The 20,877-nt window shown below is 45.7% G+C and carries 19 protein-coding genes; 5 read left to right on the top strand and 14 right to left on the bottom strand.

Features of this window, described 5'->3' with window-relative positions; all coding sequences use genetic code 11:
- Positions 1-227: 227 nt before the first annotated feature.
- The 5 genes from cysZ to crr all read left to right on the top strand — a co-directional run bounded on the left by cysZ (position 228) and on the right by crr (position 5,158).
- Positions 228-971 (top strand): sulfate transporter CysZ, encoded by a 744-nt coding sequence (gene cysZ / locus P4S59_RS04275; protein ID WP_134648072.1) that lies wholly within the window; start codon positions 228-230, stop codon positions 969-971.
- 164 nt (positions 972-1,135) lie between these two features.
- Positions 1,136-2,104 (top strand): cysteine synthase A, encoded by a 969-nt coding sequence (gene cysK / locus P4S59_RS04270; protein ID WP_225461904.1) that lies wholly within the window; start codon positions 1,136-1,138, stop codon positions 2,102-2,104.
- A 300-nt stretch (positions 2,105-2,404) separates the two neighbouring features.
- Positions 2,405-2,662 (top strand): HPr family phosphocarrier protein, encoded by a 258-nt coding sequence (locus tag P4S59_RS04265; RefSeq protein ID WP_005382043.1) that lies wholly within the window; start codon positions 2,405-2,407, stop codon positions 2,660-2,662.
- Positions 2,663-2,802: 140 nt separating this feature from the next.
- The gene (ptsI, locus tag P4S59_RS04260) at positions 2,803-4,527 is read left to right on the top strand and encodes a phosphoenolpyruvate-protein phosphotransferase PtsI (RefSeq protein WP_005393100.1); all 1,725 of its coding nucleotides are present in this window, start codon (positions 2,803-2,805) and stop codon (positions 4,525-4,527) included.
- 121 nt (positions 4,528-4,648) lie between these two features.
- Positions 4,649-5,158 carry a PTS glucose transporter subunit IIA gene (crr, locus tag P4S59_RS04255; RefSeq protein ID WP_005382041.1) on the top strand — a complete coding sequence of 170 codons (510 nt, stop codon included), beginning with the start codon at positions 4,649-4,651 and terminating at the stop codon, positions 5,156-5,158.
- 81 nt (positions 5,159-5,239) lie between these two features.
- Here crr and P4S59_RS04250 read toward each other — a convergent pair whose 3' ends face one another.
- From P4S59_RS04250 to flgB, 14 genes are all read right to left on the bottom strand, one after another.
- The gene (locus P4S59_RS04250) at positions 5,240-6,364 is read right to left on the bottom strand and encodes a flagellin (RefSeq protein WP_337168007.1); all 1,125 of its coding nucleotides are present in this window, start codon (positions 6,362-6,364) and stop codon (positions 5,240-5,242) included.
- Positions 6,365-6,481: 117 nt separating this feature from the next.
- Positions 6,482-7,615, bottom strand: coding sequence for a flagellin (locus P4S59_RS04245; protein WP_337168006.1), 1,134 nt, complete (start codon positions 7,613-7,615; stop codon positions 6,482-6,484).
- A 506-nt stretch (positions 7,616-8,121) separates the two neighbouring features.
- Positions 8,122-9,276, bottom strand: coding sequence for a flagellin (locus tag P4S59_RS04240; protein ID WP_006743025.1), 1,155 nt, complete (start codon positions 9,274-9,276; stop codon positions 8,122-8,124).
- A gap of 423 nt (positions 9,277-9,699) precedes the next feature.
- A complete protein-coding gene (flgL, locus tag P4S59_RS04235; protein WP_005393113.1) occupies positions 9,700-10,893 on the bottom strand; it encodes a flagellar hook-associated protein FlgL in 1,194 nt (397 codons plus the stop codon).
- Positions 10,894-10,906: 13 nt separating this feature from the next.
- On the bottom strand, positions 10,907-12,847 hold the full coding sequence (gene flgK / locus P4S59_RS04230) for a flagellar hook-associated protein FlgK (protein WP_012842055.1): 1,941 nt from the start codon (positions 12,845-12,847) through the stop codon (positions 10,907-10,909).
- Between the two features lie 159 nt (positions 12,848-13,006).
- Positions 13,007-13,933: a flagellar assembly peptidoglycan hydrolase FlgJ gene (flgJ, locus tag P4S59_RS04225; protein ID WP_046874278.1), complete on the bottom strand. Its 927-nt coding sequence runs from the start codon at positions 13,931-13,933 to the stop codon at positions 13,007-13,009.
- A gap of 16 nt (positions 13,934-13,949) precedes the next feature.
- On the bottom strand, positions 13,950-15,041 hold the full coding sequence (locus P4S59_RS04220; RefSeq protein WP_006743028.1) for a flagellar basal body P-ring protein FlgI: 1,092 nt from the start codon (positions 15,039-15,041) through the stop codon (positions 13,950-13,952).
- Between the two features lie 43 nt (positions 15,042-15,084).
- Positions 15,085-15,864 (bottom strand): flagellar basal body L-ring protein FlgH, encoded by a 780-nt coding sequence (gene flgH / locus P4S59_RS04215; RefSeq protein WP_006743029.1) that lies wholly within the window; start codon positions 15,862-15,864, stop codon positions 15,085-15,087.
- Between the two features lie 30 nt (positions 15,865-15,894).
- Complete coding sequence (flgG, locus tag P4S59_RS04210; RefSeq protein ID WP_005382032.1) at positions 15,895-16,683, bottom strand: flagellar basal-body rod protein FlgG; 789 nt, start codon at positions 16,681-16,683, stop codon at positions 15,895-15,897.
- 18 nt (positions 16,684-16,701) lie between these two features.
- Positions 16,702-17,451, bottom strand: a complete 750-nt coding sequence (gene flgF, locus P4S59_RS04205) for a flagellar basal-body rod protein FlgF (protein ID WP_005382031.1) — start codon at positions 17,449-17,451, stop codon at positions 16,702-16,704.
- 289 nt (positions 17,452-17,740) lie between these two features.
- On the bottom strand, positions 17,741-19,054 hold the full coding sequence (gene flgE / locus P4S59_RS04200) for a flagellar hook protein FlgE (protein ID WP_005393123.1): 1,314 nt from the start codon (positions 19,052-19,054) through the stop codon (positions 17,741-17,743).
- A 30-nt stretch (positions 19,055-19,084) separates the two neighbouring features.
- The gene (gene flgD, locus P4S59_RS04195) at positions 19,085-19,795 is read right to left on the bottom strand and encodes a flagellar hook assembly protein FlgD (protein WP_005393125.1); all 711 of its coding nucleotides are present in this window, start codon (positions 19,793-19,795) and stop codon (positions 19,085-19,087) included.
- A gap of 17 nt (positions 19,796-19,812) precedes the next feature.
- Positions 19,813-20,226 carry a flagellar basal body rod protein FlgC gene (gene flgC, locus P4S59_RS04190; protein ID WP_005393132.1) on the bottom strand — a complete coding sequence of 138 codons (414 nt, stop codon included), beginning with the start codon at positions 20,224-20,226 and terminating at the stop codon, positions 19,813-19,815.
- Between the two features lie 5 nt (positions 20,227-20,231).
- Positions 20,232-20,627 carry a flagellar basal body rod protein FlgB gene (gene flgB, locus P4S59_RS04185; protein ID WP_237283679.1) on the bottom strand — a complete coding sequence of 132 codons (396 nt, stop codon included), beginning with the start codon at positions 20,625-20,627 and terminating at the stop codon, positions 20,232-20,234.
- Between the last annotated feature and the right edge of the window lie 250 nt (positions 20,628-20,877).

Raw genomic sequence — 20,877 nt, 5'->3', positions numbered from 1 at the left:
TTACTACTCGCAGTTCCTTGAGCAGCAACCCAAGTGCAATAAATCTGAATGATACGTTTACTTTACCAAAACTATATGTAGATTTAGAACAACTTAATGCAAGAAGTTCCGTTTTTTGTTGTGATTCTTGCCACGATTCCACTTAACAAGACGTCATTTGTCAGGGCATTGAAAGAAAAGCCCTCACAGGTACAATGAGTTTTCATTTACACGAAGCCAAAATAGACATGAAGCAAAACAATCAGCAGAGAACCGGATTCGGTTATTTTCTATACGGGATACAATTGGCACTTGCCCCTAAAATCAGACGCTTTGTCATCTTACCTCTACTTGCAAATATCTTGCTTGTGGGTGGTGCCATCTTCTATCTATTTTCAAACCTTAATATATGGATCGAAGACTGGATTGGGCAGCTGCCTGAGTTTTTATCCTGGTTAACTTACATTCTTTGGCCTTTACTCGCTCTGACAATACTCGCTACCTTCTCCTATTTTTTCAGCACACTCGCGAACTTTATCGCCGCGCCATTCAATGGCCTCTTAGCTGAAAAAGTGGAAGAGTACTTAACGGGACAAAAAGTAAATGATGATGGTTTCACTGCCGTCCTGAAAGATATTCCTCGCGTTTTAGCTCGTGAGTGGAGAAAGCTGCTTTACATCTTACCTAAAGCAATAGGCCTATTCCTGTTATTGCTCATCCCTGCCCTTGGACAAACAGTAGGCCCATTTTTATGGTTTATCTTTACCGCCTGGATGCTCGCGATTCAATATTGTGACTACCCGTTTGATAACCATAAAATCCCATTTAACGACATGCGTTACAAATTGAAACAAAAGCAAGGTAAGGCCTATGGCTTTGGGGTATTGGTGTCTGTGTTTACGACGATCCCAATTTTGAACCTCATTGTCATGCCTGTAGCAATATGTGGTGCAACCGCTATGTGGGTCGCGGAGTTTAAGCACCAACGATAGTCGACTAGAGATTAAGGAAAGGGATCAGCGCCAGCTTTTCCCTTTTCTTTTATCGAGTTCTGGGCCAACCTAATAAGATATAACTTTTTAATCCTTTTCCCTTTTTTTCATACCGCATATTCTTCTATCCATATTCACACAACGTGTAATGAAGGAACATCACTATGAGCAAAATCTACGAAGATAACTCTCTTACTATCGGTAATACACCTATCGTTCGTCTAAACAAAGTAAGCAAAGGCAAAGTTCTCGCGAAAATTGAAGCGCGTAACCCTAGCTTCAGTGTTAAGTGCCGTATCGGTGCAAACATGATTTGGGAAGCAGAAAAAGCGGGGCTTCTTAAGCCAGGTGTAGAGCTTGTAGAACCTACCAGTGGTAACACAGGTGTTGCTCTAGCATTCGTAGCGGCCGCTCGCGGTTACAAGCTAACATTGACCATGCCTGAATCAATGAGCCTAGAACGCCGTAAGCTACTTAAAGCACTGGGCGCTAACCTTGAGCTGACTGAAGCGGCGAAAGGCATGAAAGGGGCGATTGCTAAGGCAGAAGAAATCGTAGCAAGCAACCCTGAGAAGTACCTACTTCTTCAACAATTTGACAACCCAGCGAACCCAGAAATCCACGAGAAGACTACGGGCCCTGAGATTTGGGAAGCGACAGACGGTGAAATCGACGTATTCGTTGCTGGTGTTGGTACGGGCGGTACTATCACAGGTACAAGCCGTTACATCAAAGGTGAAAAAGGTAAAGCCATCACTTCTGTCGCAGTTGAGCCAGCAGAGTCTCCAGTTATTGCACAAGCACTTGCTGGCGAAGAAATCCAACCTGCTCCGCACAAAATCCAAGGTATCGGTGCTGGTTTCATCCCAGGTAACCTCGATTTAGACATTATTGACCGCGTTGAACAAGTCACCTCAGAAGAAGCAATTGAGATGGCTCGTCGCCTAATGGAAGAGGAAGGTATCCTAGCTGGTATCTCATCTGGTGCGGCTGTTGTTGCAGCCAACCGACTTGCAGAACTCCCTGAATTTGAAGGAAAAACAATTGTAACCGTTCTACCAAGTTCAGGTGAGCGTTACCTAAGCACAGCACTCTTTGCAGGTATCTTTACCGAAAAAGAGAACCAACAATAATATGTGTTCAAATCAATTTTTAGTTTAAAAAAGCCCCGTTTAGGGGCTTTTTTGTTGATCCCTGCCCTACCTTTGGTAATATCAGGGTGTTTTATTTCTAGCTTCAAAATAAAGAAGCAGAACACAAAAAGGTTTCAAAGTGATTACGCACGCAAACAGTTGCGTAGTTACCAAACTTTTGACTAGTATCAGAACTGACGCGCTTTGAACTCTTCCCGTGCTAGCGCACAAGATGTAAAGCAGTTAAGCTAAAATCTAGTCACAAACTAACAAAAAAATACATTTATTGGGGTATATCACATGTACGAGAAGCAAGTAGAAATCACAGCAGAAAACGGCCTTCACACTCGTCCAGCTGCACAGTTTGTTAAAGAAGCAAAAGCATTCGACGCAGACATCACTGTGACTTCTAACGGTAAAAGCGCTAGCGCTAAGAGCCTATTCAAACTACAAACACTAGGCCTAGTAAAAGGTACTCAAGTAACTATTTCTGCTGAAGGCCCACAAGCTCAGCAAGCAGTTGACCACCTAGTTGCTCTAATGGACCAACTACACTAATCCGGTCTCCTACTCCAGAAGCCATTTTGTGAAAGCAAAATGGCTTCGTTGGAAATAGGCTCAAAACTAAGCTAAAACTATTCGTTAGCGCACCCATTATTCTCCCGTTTTATAAAGTTGACCAAACTTAAGGTAAGGCTATGATTTCAGGCATCCTAGCATCTCCTGGTATTGCAATCGGTAAAGCACTACTACTTCAAGAAGATGAAATTGTCCTAAACACAAACACTATTTCTGACGATCAAGTAGAAGCTGAAGTTCAGCGTTTCTTCGACGCTCGTAACAAATCTGCAGCTCAGCTAGAAACTATCAAGCAAAAAGCGCTTGAAACGTTTGGTGAAGAAAAAGAAGCGATCTTTGAAGGTCACATCATGCTTCTTGAAGACGAAGAGCTAGAAGAAGAGATCCTAGCACTTATCAAAAACGACAAGATGACTGCGGATCACGCTATCCACTCAGTTATCGAAGAGCAAGCATGTGCTCTTGAGTCACTAGATGACGAATACCTAAAAGAACGTGCAACTGACATCCGCGATATCGGTTCTCGTTTTGTGAAAAACGCACTGGGTATCAACATTGTTTCGCTTAGCGACATCAATGAAGAAGTTATCCTAGTTGCTTACGACCTAACGCCATCTGAAACAGCACAAATTAACCTAGACTACGTTCTTGGTTTTGCTTGTGACATCGGCGGTCGTACATCTCACACTTCAATCATGGCTCGCTCTCTTGAGCTTCCAGCTATCGTTGGTACTAACGACATCACGAAAAAAGTTAAGAATGGCGATATGCTGATTCTTGACGCGATGAACAACAAGATTGTTGTTAACCCATCAGAAGCTGAACTAGAAGAAGCAAAAGCGGTTAAAGCGGCATTCCTAGCTGAAAAAGAAGAGCTAGCGAAACTGAAAGACCTGCACGCGGAAACGACTGACGGTCACCGTGTAGAAGTTTGCGGTAACATCGGTACAGTGAAAGACTGTGACGGTATCCTCCGTAACGGCGGTGAAGGTGTTGGTCTGTACCGTACTGAATTCCTATTTATGGACCGTACTGCGCTACCAACTGAAGAAGAACAGTACCAAGCGTACAAAGAAGTTGCAGAAGCAATGAACGGTCAAGCTGTGATCATCCGTACAATGGATATCGGCGGCGATAAAGATCTCCCATACATGGATCTTCCAAAAGAGATGAACCCATTCCTAGGCTGGCGTGCTGTACGTATCAGTCTGGATCGTCGTGAAATCCTTCGTGATCAGCTACGTGGCATCCTACGTGCGTCTGCACACGGTAAACTGCGTATCATGTTCCCAATGATCATCTCTGTTGAAGAAATCCGTGAGCTTAAGAAAGCGATCGAAGAGTACAAAGAAGAGCTACGCGCTGAAGGCCACGCATTCGACGAAAACATCGAAATCGGTGTTATGGTTGAAACTCCTGCTGCTGCAGCGATCGCACACCACTTAGCGAAAGAAGTATCTTTCTTCTCTATCGGTACAAACGACCTAACTCAGTACACGCTAGCGGTAGACCGTGGTAACGAGATGATCTCTCATCTTTACAACCCACTATCACCAGCAGTACTAACCGTGATCAAGCAAGTTATTGACGCTTCTCACGCAGAAGGTAAATGGACTGGTATGTGTGGTGAGCTTGCAGGTGACGAGCGTGCAACGCTTCTACTTCTAGGTATGGGTCTGGACGAGTTCTCAATGAGCGGCATTTCAATCCCTAAAGTGAAGAAAGTAGTTCGTAACTCTAACTTCGCAGAAGTGAAAGCAATGGCTGAAGAAGCCCTTTCTTTACCAACAGCTGCAGAAATCGAAGCAGTGGTAGAAAAGTTTATTGCTGAGAAAGCTCAGTAATCGGTAGTACCAAGTAATTCAATACTTAATGGTCATTAGACGGCGAAAAAAGTCGTCTAATGCGCTATATTGGTATACTATAATTCGACAGAATAAAACCAAACCTTAGGAGCATGACACAATGGGTCTGTTTGACAAACTTAAGAAGCTTGTATCTGATGACAGCGCTGACGCTGGTGCTATCGAAATCATCGCGCCACTTTCTGGTGAGATTGTAAACATCGAAGACGTGCCAGATGTTGTTTTCGCTGAGAAAATCGTTGGTGACGGTATTGCTATCAAGCCAGCAGGCAACAAAATGGTAGCTCCTGTAAACGGTACTATCGGTAAGATCTTCGAAACTAACCACGCATTCTCTATCGAGTCTGACGACGGTGTTGAGCTTTTCGTTCACTTCGGTATCGACACAGTTGAACTAAAAGGCGAAGGCTTCACGCGTATCGCTGAAGAAGGTCAAACTGTTAAAGCTGGCGACACTGTAATTGAATTCGATCTAGCTCTTCTAGAAGAGAAAGCGAAGTCAACGCTAACTCCAGTTGTTATCTCTAACATGGACGAAATCAAAGAGCTGAACAAGCTTTCTGGTTCTGTGACTGTTGGTGAAACTCCAGTTCTACGTGTAACTAAGTAATTTTTACTTAGCCGAACACGAAAAAAACGCTGCCATTGGCAGCGTTTTTTATTACCTGAAGTTTATGCTTTCTTACCGGATTCAACTGAGTAGACCAAGTGCCGAACTCGGCCTTTGTTTTGCTTGAGCCAATAACGCAGTTGTCGCATCTTGGAGCACTTGAGAACGCACCATTTCCGTAGATTCTCTTGCGAAGTCTGTATCTCTTATTCGACTCTTGGATTCCGTAACACTCCGATTCACGGTATTTAAGTTATCCACCGAACCATTTACACGATTTTGAAAGCTGCCAATTTCACTTCGGTGCGAATCAACGTACTTGATCGCTGCATCAATCACCCCAATTGAAAGCTGCGCCTTACCAGCCGTCGACATATCGATGTCATCCATTGTGACTAATTGACCAGTGCTTATATCAAGCTCATCCGCTAAACTGCCTTCTAACTCCACTCCTTCTGGCGTATTCATCGTAGAGGCAAAGAATTGCAGTTCATTGTTTTCCGTTACTGAGGCACTCACTACCGATTGTTGAGCATTGATGTAAGTGGCGACCTGTTCTATGCGATCACCCAATTTGAGCCCAATGGATTCCGTTTGGGTTTGCCCTTTACTGTCTTGGTATTCGACTTTTAGAGTTTGGTTATCTTTAGTGACTCGCCAATCTTTATCGACCGCATCACCAACATAATGCTGCCCTCCCATCTCTGGGATATGGCTACGCATGTTACGTAACGTCAAAGAGATTGAATTAGCGTTCGCGCTAATATGAAAGCTTTGCGAGCCATAAGAACCATCAAATAAATTTTTATCCGCAAATGTTGTCGTGATCGCGACACGATCAAGCTCATCCTGCAGCGCTACGACCTCGTATTGGATGCTTTGTCGGTCACTGGTATCGTAACTACCATTTGCCGCTTGAAGCCCTAGAGAGCGTAACCGTTGCAAAATATCACTGCTCTCATGTAACGCGCCTTCCGCGGTTTGCGCGACCGAATAAGCATCGTGCGCATTTCTTAAGGCGACATCAAGCCCTCTCGTTTGCACATGGAGAGTATTCGATATCTGTAAACCTGCCGCATCATCACTCGCCGAGTTAATTCGAAAACCAGAAGTTAGGTTGCGTTGTGACTCGACGTTTTGCGCTGCCGCTTGACTCAGGTGTCTCTGCGCCACCATCGCGGCAACATTGGTATTTAAAGAGACCATCTAATCGATATGAGTGCCTTGTCGAACATCCTGTTGGGACGCATCTAAATCGTTATAGCCGATAAGCAAAAAAGCCAGGGATGAGCCTGGCTTTTGTATCTTGTCTTATTAAGGTGATTAACCTAGCAGACTTAGCGCTGAGTTTGGCGCTTGTTTCGCTTGCGCAAGGATTGAGCTTGACGCTTGCGATAGAATTTGTGACTTGGTCATTTGAGTCGTTTCTTTCGCGAAGTCAGTATCTTTGATACGGCTCTTCGACGCGTTCACGTTCTCGTTAATGTTGTCCAAGTTGCTGATTGCATGGTTGAAACGGTTCTGGAATGCACCCAGCTCTGCGCGGTGGCTGTCTACGTATTTCAGTGCCGCATCGATGATAGCGACAGATTCTTGTGCGCCACCAGCTGAGGTTACGTCGATAGTATCTACCGTTACTTTTTTACCTTCGCCCAAACCTAGCTCGCCAGATAGGCCTCCTGAAAACTCGACTTCGCCTTCGACTTTGTTGTTGCCAGCAAAGATTTGCAGTTTACCGTCTTGGTCTACTGAGGCTTTCACTAGGTCAGTTTGACCGTTAATGTAAGTCGCAAGCTCTTCGATATCGTCACCCGCTTTTGCGCTGATGTTGATTTCTTGCTCCTGACCGTAGCTGTCCGTTAGGTTGATTTTTAGGTCGTTCTTACCTTCAGCAACGTTCCAGTCTTTACCTTTACCACTTTCAGCTTGGTAGCTCACACCGCCCATCATTTTGTTGTCTGAACGCATGTCTTTTAGCTCAAGCATCACGGCTTCACCGTTATCCGCACCGATTTGGAACGATTTCGCACCGTGTGTGCCGTTTAGTAGCTTGTTACCACCGAAAGAAGTGGTTTCTGCGATACGGTTTAGTTCGTCATTTAGCGCGGTCACTTCTTCTTGAATCGCCACACGCTCTGATTTCGAGTTTGAGCCGTTTGCTGATTGTAGAGACAAATCACGCATACGTTGAAGAATGTTAGTGGTCTCGTTCATTGCACCTTCAGCGGTTTGTGCAATTGAGATACCGTCGTTCGCGTTGCGAACCGCCACATCCAAACCACGGCTTTGTACGTTCAAACGGTTCGAGATTTGTAGACCCGCAGCGTCATCTTTTGCGCTGTTGATTTTGAACCCCGAAGACAAACGCTCCATAGAAGTTTGTTGAGCTGAGTTTGCGTTGTTTAGGTAACGCTGAGCGGTCATCGCTGATACGTTAGTGTTTACATTCACTGCCATGGTGATTTCTCCAATTGATTTTCCGGTATAGCGGTTTCCGACGTCTCGGAAAACCAAGTAGTTCTCTCAAAGTTACCCCTATTAACGACACAAAATTCAGAAGCTTTAGAAAAAAATTTAAAATAATAACATTGCGAGATTTGGCTAAAAAAATTGAAGAAAAGTAAGAAAAAGTGCTCAAGTTTCCACAAATCGAGCCGAGAGGGCCAAATTGTATAGAAAATCAGCAAAAGGAAACAATTGAAGGTAAGTTCGCAGACGATAGACGTGAGAATTAGAAAAGAAAAAGCCCCTTTTCCTTTGAGAGAACTGGGGCTAGGTTGGTCGCCAGAGCCTATGTGGAGATCAAGAGAAATGAACACATTTCCGGCATACCGAGTGCAACTTTACATTGAAAATGATTGGCAGGTGAGAGATGAGAGAGCCGCTCATTCTATTATAAAGTTGCTTGCCAAAAGCCTGCATTCCCATCCACGTCTGAATGTATTGAGTACAGGCTAAGTAAACTACTGCAATAGTGACATTGCAGAGTTTGGCAACTGTTTCGCTTGAGCAAGAATCGATGTACCTGCTTGTTGCAAAATTTGTGCTTTGGTCATTTGCGTGGTTTCTTTCGCAAAGTCCGTGTCTTTAATTCGGCTGTTCGACGCGTCAACGTTTTCTTGGATGTTTGCCAAGTTGTTGATGCTGTGACTCAGACGGTTTTGCTTCGCACCCAGATCCGCACGTTGTGAATCCACGTATTTCAGTGCCGAATCCAGCACAGAGATAGCGTTTTGAGAACCTTGTACGGTTGTCATATCAATATCTTGTACTGATGTTCTAAGAGGTTCATCGCTCAAACCAAGCTCAGACGCCAATCCACCCGAAATTGAAATTTCACCCTGAACGTTTGGATGTGCAACAAAAACTTGTAACTTGCCATCTTCACTTACAGACGCGTTGATCATATCAGACTGACCATTAATGTACGTTGCAAGCTCTTCGATGTCGTCACCTGCTTTTGCATTAATGTTGATTTCTAGATCATCGACATTGCCGTCTTCGTCTTCACCCATACCTGGCAAAGTGATTTTTAGATCCGATTTAGCTGGGTCAACGCCCCAATCTTTATCTTTACCGTTTTCCGATAAGAAGGTCACACCGCCCATGCGAGTATCGTCCGCACGAATGCTGGTTAGCCCCATAATCATTGCTTCACCTGAGCTCGCACCAATCTGGAATGCCGCTTCACCGAATGAGCCGTTCAATAGACGACGGCCACCGAATGACGTGGTTTCTGCGATACGGTTTAGCTCGTCAATCAATGCCATTGACTCTTCGTTGATCGCCTGACGCTCAGCCGGAGAGTTAGTACCGTTCGATGATTGAATAGCAAGGTCACGCATACGTTGCATGACAGATGTTGCCTCATTCATCGCACCTTCAGCGGTTTGTGCAATCGAGATACCATCGTTCGCGTTACGCATTGCGACATCTAGACCACGAGACTGTGCAGTTAAGCGGTTGGAGATCTGTAGACCTGCCGCATCATCTTTTGCACTGTTAATCTTATGTCCTGAAGATAAGCGCTCCATCGACGTATTTAATTCGTCAGTCGCTTTGTTTAGGTAACGCTGCGCGGTCATCGCGGAGACGTTAGTACTAACTGTTACAGCCATTTTGCTCTCCTTTTGAGTTCGCAAGCTTTTGCGAAGCGGCCAGCTTTACTCTCATTTGGATAAGCACTGACCGTAAAAATTACTTGCTAAATCTGCCTTAAACGCAGGGTTTAGAATCTCTAAATCTGTTCTGATATTTTCAATACAATTTGTGTGCCAACTTATAAAATTTATTTCACCGCCTTTAAAAGAGGCGCATAAACAATAAGTTAGCGTTATCACTAAACCATTTCAGGATAATGAGGCTCATCTTGCTTCATGGATATTGACCGCTACTTTGTTGCCGCCCGACTTGCCTCTTGCGTCATTGCCGCTTTGGGTAAAATCGTGCCGCATAGCATGACTCTCAATTTACGTCGATTTATCGCACTTAAGGCTTTGCACATAAGGCATCAAAAATCAGACAGTGTGTCTTAAGTCAGACTAAATATAGTTAAACAGAGTTAGATCTTTGGTCTTACCGAATGCTTGTTGCGATGCCTGTAACGCTCGTGAGTTTTCACTGAACTCGATAACGGCTTTAGAGTAATCCAAATCCTCAAAGTTGCTCTTCGCTTTCGCCAGAGACAAATTAAAGTCTTCGTGGTTTTGCTCTTGGATATCGAGCGTGCTCAATCGAGCGCCAGCATCAGTACGCGCTTTATTCAAATGGATAAAAGCAGCGTGAAATTCTTCTGTCATTTGGTGCAATTTGGCGGTCGCCGACGTATCCGACACCGATTTATCTGACCACGCCATTGCATCCTTGAAGGTATCGAAAATGCTGAACTCAGCCCGCTTTTCGATCTCGATGCTGTCGCCAGGCGTAATTTGACCTTTTACGTGCACTTTCAAGCCTTTGTACTCAATGCCTTTTTCTGGAGAAAACTCATCGGCATCCACGACTTTACCGTTACGCTCTAGTTGGTAACCAAATTTGCCGTTGTTCATATCGACAAATGTCACGCGATACGCCGCATCATCCTTCGTATCAACGTTAGTGGCTCTGTTTAATAGCAACTCAGAACCGTTTTGTAGATCGTAATTCGGCTGGTAGTCGCCAAATGGGTTTGGTATCTCCATAAACAGCTTGCTGCCAGGATCGTTCATTGGCATCTCAAGCATGCTGGAGACTTTCATTTTGCGCTGGTAATCGTCTCCAGCGTACTGAACACTACCGTCTTTATCGCGATAGAATGGTTGGCTTTTTGGCTTAGTGCCAGCAAACACGTAGTTACCAGATTCATCTTGCGAGTTCACTAAGTTAAGGAAGTTGTTCGCAATCTCTTCTAGCTCACGCTTCTTTGCTTGTCGGTCTTCCGCAGAAAACGCACCGTTAATCATCTCCATCGTTAAGCGCTTCGACTCGTCGGCAAAATTCTCTGCATTGGCGATATTAACTTCGTGGTTTTCTAGACGATTACGCACCAACACTATTGAGCTAAGGTATTGTTGTAGCTGCTCTTGTTGCTGACTAATATTTTGAATGTAATGCGACGCAAGGGGATCGTCGCTAGGTTTCAGTAACTTTTTCCCTGAAGCAAGTTGCTCTTGGTTATGGTGAACCTTATTCTCTTGACGACGCAAGTCATTTTGTACGGACTGATAGTTATGGAAACTAGAAATTCGGGTTAGCACTTATCTCTTCTCCTTACCTCAGTTGTAAAATGGTATTGAAGGTGTCATTCGCCGCTTGCATCACACGTGATGAAGCCATGTACGCTTGTTGAAACTTCATCATGTTGGCCGCTTCTTCATCGAGGTTAACGCCAGAGATAGAAGCAACGCGCTCTTGTGCCGCCTCATGCTCTAAGCGAGCGACAGAAGCTAATCGGTTTGCTGTAGAAGATTTCAATCCGACTTCGGTATTGAGGTTGTGATAAACATCAATCAAAGTACTGGATTTTCCGTCCATCATCTTGTCTGTTTGGATCTTCTGCATTTTTCTCAAGTTGCCATTACCACCTTCCGAAGGCACCAAGTTCGCGGTGAACTTGTCATTCATCAGCGCACCTTCGCTCAGCTCAAATACAGTCGCATCGCCATTTTTATACAGCGGATGACTTTTCGGCACTGAGATTTCAATCATCGGGTTATCTTTGTCTAGCGGGTATGAGTATTTGTCCGATAGCAAATTGCCTTTGTTGTCCGTGATCTTTAACCATGGCTTATCATGTTTCTCGTCGGCTGGTTGTACGGTGACCTCAAACTCTTTGACATCCCCCGCCTCACGAATTTTGAACTTGGCGTTACCTTGAGCAAAAGTGGTTGAAGCTTCATAACTTTGCGCTGCAATGGCTTTTGCATCATTGGTTTCCATCTTTATGATGGCTGCGCCACTTCGTGTTGGGCGCAATAATACGCGCTCACCAGCGGCAAGACCTTCACCGATTTGCACTTTCATACCATCCAGAACAAACGAAGAATCTGATTGATCAATGTTCAACGACATTTGCTCACCTTTCGGTGTTGTCACGCTATACTGGTCGCCATCATAACGTAGCGAATATTCACCACCTTTGATCGCTGAAATATCATCAATGTAAACCGCAACATCTGCTTGAGAGTCAGGCGCAGCAAAAACTCGAGATTTTGCCACCAGCTCAGAGTTCACGTCGGTAAATACGTCTTTACCTATCTTACCGTTAAGATCCAGGCCTTGAGATTGCAGCTGATTAATTTTGTAGGAAAAGCCCGTCGCTAAGCGGCCCATTTCATCCTGAAGTTGCGGAATGTGTTTGTCGCGCATTTCAAGCAAGGCACCGATTTTGCCATCCATGTCGTCAGACTTGATCGCTTTAATGCCATCCCCTTCCACCATTGCTAAGCGTCTTTGGTGAACATCAGGATAGCCGTCAATCATTTTGAGCTGGCTTGCTTCCGTGCCAGAAACAAGTGTGTGTCCATTGCCGATGTGAACATTAAACCCTTCCGCATTTTTGCGTGGGGTGACGGTAACTTTGGTGTACTCAGATAACTCAGTAACCAGCTTTTCATGCTGGTCCATCAAATCATTGTGTGGACCGGGTGTGCGCATCATTAACCGATGCACATCGCGGATTTCCAACGCAAGTTGGTTCACGCGTTCAATGCCCATATCCAATTTTTTATTGGTCACATCAGATTGCAATCGCACGGTTTCATGGAAGTCATTTAATGTATCAGAGAAGATTTTCGCCTTTTCCAATACCACTTTCCGTGCCCCCAAATCGTTCGGGGTATCTGCCATGGTTTTGACCGCATCGAACCACTCGTTCAAGTTCTCTGGAATTTTCTTCGATGCAACTGAGCTCAACATGCTAGAGAGCATATCAAGATTGTCTTGGGTATCCGTTTTGTTGGCATTGTTGGTTGACGACAAGTTCAGTTCATTCACGGCAAACTGATCCCACGAGCGGCGAACATTTTCCACATGCACACCCATGCCGTAGGTAGAGCCTCCAAACATGCGCGGATCATTCGTACCTTGGATAACAGACTGGCGGCTATAACCCTCTGTATTAACATTAGAAATGTTATGACCAGTGGTGTTTAATTGTCTCTGAGCAGTAAGCACACTTTGAGTACCTACATTCAGAAGATCTGACGCCATACATGCCCCCAAAAACGAAATAAAATCGGCAAAACCGATCACCTAGACACATCAAAGCAAAAGGTGTGCCAAATAAAATAGAGGTGTGAATGTTCAGAAAAAGTAAAGGCTTGCACTGTGGCAAGCCTTCGAAAACAACATGAACTGGCGAAGAGTAAATTACATACTTTCGATTTTCTGCTTCACCTGCAGGACTTTGTCTGCGTAATTCGGATCGGTCGCGTAACCCGCGCTGTGGATGCCGCGAATGAAGGACTCTGAATTCCCTCGCTGTTGCAATGCCGTCTCGTAACGTGGGTTGTCATTTAAAAAGCGCACAAAGTCATTAAAGCTGTCTTCGTAATTTGAGTAGGCGCGAAACGCTGCCGTCTCTTTCACTGGCGTATTATCGTGGAACTCTAGCGTTTGAGTCGTCACTTTGTCACCCTGCCAACTTCGATCTGCTTTGATGTTAAATAAGTTGTTGCTGCTGCCACGCGCGTTCTTCACGACCTTTTGTCCCCACCCGGTTTCCAAAGCCGCTTGCGCAAGTAGCAGAGATGGCTCGACACCTAGGGCTTTCGCGGCTTTCTCCGCGTATGGCTTCATCGAGTTAACAAAAGATTCTGGCGAATCGAATCGAGTTGGTTCATTGCTTGGTCGAGATAGCTGACCAGATTCAATCAAGCGCTGTTCAATCTCACGCGCTTTTTTCGGGTCAACACGACGATATTCCACGGCATTATTTGCCGCATCACGCATTGCCGTTTCACTCTTGTCGTTACCTTGCCCAGCCGTTAATTGCTTAACAATCATATCGGCCAAGCCCATTGAACCAGACGAACTGAGCTCGCTCGCCATCTGCTCATCCAGCATTTGTCGGTAGAACTTCTCGTTCTGGCTGTTCATCATGTTGGACTCAAAGCCCTCATTGGCTTCTCGCATTGATTTCAACATCATGGAGGTGAAAATAGATTCGAACTGACGAGCCGCTGCACGCAGTGCTTCTTGCTCGCCATCTTTACCTTCCTTCACTGCTTTTTGACGCAGGGTATCCAGCGAACTGATGTCATGAATAAAACCAATGTCGTTAGGATTGTTCATTATACCTACCTCCTAACCATTAAATGATGATCAACTGGCCTTCAATGGCACCAGCTTGTTTCAATGCTTGCAAGATAGCCATCAAATCCGACGGCGCTGCGCCGACTTGGTTAACGGCACGGACCAAATCATCCAACGTTAAGCCTGGCTCGAACTTAAACATCTTGCCCTGCTCTTCGCTGACTTCGATATCTGAGTCTGGCACGACAACGGTTTGCCCACCAGAAAAGCCGTTAGGTTGGCTAACATTCAGGTTTTCTTTGATTGCGACCGTCATTCCACCATGGGTTACCGCCGCTGGTTTAAGGCGAACATGTTTACCAACTACGATGGTACCCGTGCGAGAGTTAACGATGATTTTGGCTGCGCCATCTGCTGGGTCGAACTCTAGGTTTTCAATTGCCGATAAGAACGCCACACGCTGGCTGACATCACGAGGGGCACGTACACGTACCGACGTCGCGTCGACTGCGCTCGCCATTTGTGGGCCAAGGAAGTTGTTTACCGCATCCGCCATACGTTGAGCCGTTGTGAAATCTGACTCAAGCAAGTTGAACGTGATGTAATCGCCACGACCAAATGGGTTTGGAATTTCTCGCTCTACTGTCGCACCACTAGAGATAAGACCAACGGTTGGATTGTTACCTACGATTTTAGAACCGTCAGCGCCTTCAGCACTGAAGCCGCTCACCACTAAGTTACCTTGAGCAACCGCGTAAACTTGACCATCGAGACCTTTGAGGAACGTTTGCAGTAGCGTACCACCACGCAAACTTTTGGCACTACCGATAGAAGAGACTGTCACGTCTACTTGCTGACCTGGTTTAGAGAATGGCGGCAACTCTGCCGTTACCATGACTGCGGCAACGTTTTTAATTTTTGGCTTTGTGCCCGGCGGCATCTGAATGCCGAAGTTTTGCAGCATAGCGGCGAAACTTTGCTCCGTAAACGGGTTCGCTTCGCCTGTGCCAGGTAAGCCTGAAACCAAACCATAACCCACGAGTTGGTTGCTTCGTACACCAGCCACTTGCGCGACGTCTTTGATACGTGCAGCTTGGGCAGCGGTAGAAAACAGAGCAACGCTCATCAGTATTAAAAGGAGTTTTTTCATGCTTACTTATCTCTTGCAGTCAAATTGCCGTCAGCACGGCGTGTTATAGCGCTACATTAAAGAATCGTGCCAAGAAACCCGGCTCTTGCATATCTTGTTGTACACCGGTGCCAGAATACTGAATTCTTGCGTTAGAAACGCGGTTTGATGCAATAGTATTGTCGAAACTAATGTCATCCGGACGAATAGTGCCGCTTAAACGTATGTACTCATCACCCGTATTAAGCGTCATCCATTTTTCTCCACGGATAACGAGGTTGCCATTTGCTAAAACTTCAATCACCTCAACAGTAATGTAACCACTGATGCTGTTACTCTGCTTAGCAGAAGAGTCACCCGCAAATGAGTTTGAGTTATTTAAGTCATAAGAGAAATTGTATTTGCCACCAATTTGCAGCTCTTCTCCGCCCACTTGAAGCGGGTCCATTTGCGCTTCATTGGTTTTCGATAAATCGGCATTGGCGCTTTTCGTGGCGCTGGTAGTCTCATCCAGTGTCACGGTAATAATGTCGCCAATACCACGTGGCTTGGAATCGTCGTAAAGATCGGTAATGTGCTCGGCGCTAAACAGTGAACCTGTTGCAGCAGCATAATGCTCAGGTTTCTTTTTCGGATGAATAGGAGCCCATGCAGGATCACCCGCAACCGGATCGCTTCTGCCACGCAGTGTATCCACGATACCGCTGCTCTCTTCTTTCGATTTATCGCCTTCTACCGCGTCAACCACCGTCGTTGCTTGTGTCACTTCATCCGTTTCAATCGGCTCTAACATGGCACAACCCGACATCGTGGCAATCAAAGCAAGTAGACAAATACGTTTCATCGTGAGCTCCTCAATTCTTGCTCTTAACCGTTATAACTGCTGGTTAACGAAGCTCATCATCTTATCGACTGACGAGATCACTTTTGAGTTCATTTCGTAAACGCGCTGGGCTTCGATCATGTTGACCAACTCTTCCGTTACATTCACGTTAGACGCTTCCAACATGGATTGACGGATTTCACCCAAACCGTCCAAACCAGGAACACCTTCTTGTGGATCGCCACTAGCACCCGTTGGTAAGTAAAGGTTCTGGCCAATTGGCTCTAGGCCTCCTGGGTTAACAAAGTCTGTAATGGTTAGCTGACCAACGACTTGGTTGTCTTGCTGACCACGGACGCGAACCGATACTTCACCATCTGTACCGACAGTGATAGAAATCGCATCTTCTGGAATCACAATTTCAGGTTCTACAGGGTAGCCAGAACCCGACGTGACTAACGTGCCTTCACCATTTAACGTGAACTGACCGTTACGGGTGTAACCGATGTTGCCATCCGGCAACGTCACTTGGAAGAAGCCGTCGCCTTCAACCATCATGTCTAGTGCGTTGGTCGTTGTCTGCGCATTACCATGCGTGTGCACTTTTTGCGTTGCAACCACTTTAGAACCCGCACCTAGCATCAAGCCACTCGGAAGCTCAGTGTTCTGAGATGATTGGCCGCCAGGCTGGTTGATGTTCTGATAGAACAAATCTTCGAATACCGCACGGCTCTTTTTGTAGCCCACAGTAGAGGCGTTCGCCAAGTTGTTCGAAATCGTGGCAATGTTGGTTTGTTGGGCGTCTAGACCTGTTTTACTTACCCATAGTGCTGGATGCATAGTGAACCTCTAACTCTGTTAACTCATACGAAGCAGTGAATCTGAAGATTTATCCATCTCTTCAGCAGTGCTCATCATCTTGACTTGCATTTCAAACTGACGCTGTAAGTCAATCAATGCGGTCATTTCACCTACGGCATTCACGTTACTGCCTTCAATCGCTCCTGTCTGGAGGCTAACAGTCGCGTCTGCTTCGTAAGGTTGGTTTGGAGTTTTATGGCGAAATAAGCCATTGGTGTCTTTAAATAAGCTTTGATCATTAGGCTTAACAAGCTTGATGCGATCAACCGCTTGGAATTCTTCCGCCGGGGCACCTTGAGGAAGCACAGAGATGGTGCCATCCCGACCGATTTCAATTTTAGAGAGAGGGATAGGCAAAGTAATCGGCGCATCGTTTTCACCCAGCACCAAATGGCCACTTGCGTTAGTAAGCATGCCATTTTGATCGACTTTTAGGTTACCGTTACGGGTCAACCCTTCTTTCCCTGTATGATCGAGTACCGATATCCAGCCGCTGCCTTCAATCGTCACATCCAGATCACGCCCTGTTGTAATCACGCTACCTTGAGCAAAGTTATGCCCTGGACGCTCTGTCATGCTGAAAACACGTGAAGGATGGCCTTCACCATAAGCCTGCATTGAGCGAGCCTGCGCTAAATCCGCACGAAACCCTGTCGTGCTTACGTTAGCCAAGTTATTAGCACGCAATTGTAGTGCCTGCATATTTTGCTTGGCCCCACTCATTGCGAGAAACAGTGCGCGATCCATAAATTACTCCAAAAACTTCTCTGTACACGGAGTAAAAGCAATAGTTATGCCAACACAAAATGAGCTTATTTATCAAATATTTAAATAAGAAACAAAAGATTAAGAGGGGTTTCAGTGGCAGAAAACTGCAACAAGGGGCAAGGTTTTGATCCGCATGGCGGCAACGGCGGCAAATCAGAGATCAAAGCATGCTTAACCTGAACTGAGGTATTTTCAGGCTAAGCATCAGATGAATGTCATGATGTTATCAAGCCAAGCGGCGAAAGCACGCCTAGCTTGATGATGCAGATTATCGGATCTGCAGGATATTTTGTTGTAGCTGGTTGTGCACTTCTAGCGAACGTGAGTTTGCTTGGAAGTTACGCTGAGCAGAAATCAGGTCCACCAGCTCCTGTGTCATATCAATGTTTGACTGTTCCAGCATACCGTTGTTGATGGTGCCAAAAGAGCCTTTGTTAGATTCACCCCAAATCTTGTCACCAGAGAACTGAGTTGAATCCCATTGCGTACCGCCCTTCTTATCAAGACCTTGCTCGTTTGGAACACGTACTAGCGCGACACGACCCAATGTGACGTTTTCGCCGTTTGAGTAAGTCCCCATTACGCTGCCGTTTTCATCGAAGTCAACTTTGGTTAGGAAACCCGTTGTTGCACCGTCTTCATCGAACTTAGTCAGTTCGAACGGAGCAGCAAACTGTGTTGCCGAGCCTAAACCAAAGTTAAGCGTCTGCGCAGGATCGGCACCATTCATATCGACTGGTGTCGTGTTCGTCGCCGGATCGCCTAATGCCACAGACGTAATTGGCTGACCATTGTTCAAGCTCGCCAACGTACCATCATTGTTGAACTTCATGGTATGACCCACATGGCCTGTTGGCGTTTGTGCATCACCTGCCGCAACGTTTAAAGGCTTTTCACCTTCTTTGTCTGTCACGGTGTAGTAAGTGTTCCACGTGTTTGGCTGAGTCTGATCTTTCAAGTAGTACGTCGTTAGCTTGTAAGACTGACCCATCGAGTCATAAATAGTCGAAGAGGTTGAACGGTTGTATGTATCTGGGTCTGAAAAATCAAACTGAGTTGGATCTTTCAAATCACCGTTAGCTGGCAAGTTCACGCCCACTTCAATGTTTGCTGTTTGCTTTGGCTTACCAAATTCAGCAGGAATATTGATAGGTTGTGGCTCGTATGAAGAAACCTCACCAGAGCTTGGATCCACTTGGTAACCTAATAAGAACTCATCGTTCGCGGTCACCATGTAGTTTTCTTTATTTAAATGGAATGCACCATTACGTGTGAGTTCATTCTGTTGTGGAGTCAAACGCTCCTTCGCCACGGCGAAGAAACCTGTACCCGAAACACGCAGATCCATTGGGTTGTTGGTGTAAATGCTTGAGCCTTCATGGAACTGCTGCGCCACTTGGCTTGCTTGCGCACCACCACCCGGCGTGGTTTTTGCGTTAGTAAATAAAGAGTTAGAGTAAACATCAGCAAACTCAGCACGGGACTCTTTAAAGCCGTACGTGTTGGCGTTCGCAATGTTGTTACTGGTGGTGTTCAAATCCAGTTGTGCGGCGGACAAACCGCTTAAAGATACATATGACATTCCAAAATCTCCTAATCTAGCGAGCTATGACTACGCTTTGCCGACTTCCAATACTTCTGCAAGTCGAACTGGCGATTCAAAACCAGCCAGATTGAGTAATACGTTTCCGTCACCTTTGCCGAGCAATACACTGTTTACGTTGGCATACGTCGATACTGGGAACTCTTGCGACTCCCCTTCAACCAAGCCAGACGCTTTCACTTTGTATTTGCCAGCAGGCAGTGGATTTCCGCTTTCATCTTTACCGTCCCAAAGCACACGCGTGTCGCCGGCTGGTTTCGCCCCTACCTCAAAAGTACGAACCAGTTGGCCAGCTTCATCCTCTACACGAACAAACAGATTATCGATAGATTGTGAAAGCTTAACCATTGCCGCCATTGGCGCGTCGTCCTGCTTCACACCTGCCGCTCCTGGGACCAATACGTCACGCCCTACCAAAGAGGAAGCTTGTAACGCTTGGTTTGATGTCATTGACGAGTTCAAACTCTCAAACTGAGTATTCATCTTGCCGATGCCATCAACGGTCGCAAATGAAGCCATTTGCGCAATCATCTGGTCATTACTTACCGGCTTAAAAGGGTCCTGTTGAGACAATTGCTTCGTGAGCAATGATAAGAAGTCTTCCTGTTTTAGGTCTTGCTTACCCGTGCTCTCTTCCGTCTTCTTGTTGCTCTCTTGTAGACTTTTAAGCTGGTCGATATAGGACAAGCCGCTTTGACCAACGTTGTTAATTCCGGCCATACGCTACCTCCTTATCCTTATTGACCCATCTGCAGCGTACGCAGCAGCATTTGTTTACTAGAATCCGCTACTTGCACATTGGTTTGGTATGCGCGAGAAGCTGAAATCATGTTCGCCATTTCTTCCATTACATTCACGTTCGGCTTGTAGATGTAGCCTTCTTCGTTTGCAAGGGGATGGTCTGGGTTGTACTCCGCACTCAGCGGCTTATCGCTTTCTACAATGCCCATCACTTTCACTGGCACCGTATCACCGCCACGCATGGCGTTACTTAACTCAGCTCCAAACACAGCATGGCGCGCTTTATAAGTGTCTTTCGCAGAGCTGCTGACACTGTCGGCGTTCGCCAAGTTGCTTGAGGTAGTGTTCAGACGAACGGATTCAGCGCTCATTGCGGAACCTGTCACATTGAAAACGTTAAATAAGCTCATCTAAATTATTCCCCTTTGATTGCTTTGGTTAAGTTCTTGAATTTGCTGCCTAGAAAATCGAGTGATGCTTGGTGTCTGATTTGGTTTTGCATAAACAAGTTACGCTCTAAATCCAAGTCTACCGTGTTGCCATCACCCGTATCAGGCTGCATAGGAAGACGATATAGCTTGTCCCCGACCAACGTTGTAGTGGCAGGAATATGCCGACCATCCGTACGACTAAGACCAATGCTTGCCCCAGATGTTGCCGCTTGCAATTCCTTCGCAAAGTCTAAACCTCTTGCTTTGTAACCAGGCGTGTTGGCTTGTGCAATGTTGGTGGAAATCACCTCAGCATTGCGCTCACGTACGCCCACCGTGTGCTGGTGGATGCCTAGTGCATTGTCAAAAGATATAGCCATGTTTGCCTCTACAATTAAGAACTGACCGTGATTGATAACCAAAAAGCAATTAGCATGCCAAAAACATAAAGCGCTCTATCTACTTAATAGCTATCACCCATTGGAATAGCAATAAGTGAGCCAAAGTGACTGGAATGTCATGTCGTTTCACTTTGTTCACTTAATAAAGATACACCGTGATGAGGGAACAAAGCAAAATCGCGCTTCAATTTAGCAAGTGAAAACGTGGAAACACTCGAAGTCAGGAAAC

Origin of the sequence: Vibrio sp. M60_M70, assembly GCF_037162085.1 — a bacterium.
Classification (GTDB): domain Bacteria; phylum Pseudomonadota; class Gammaproteobacteria; order Enterobacterales; family Vibrionaceae; genus Vibrio; species Vibrio diabolicus.
This window is presented reverse-complemented; position numbering and strand designations above follow the sequence as displayed.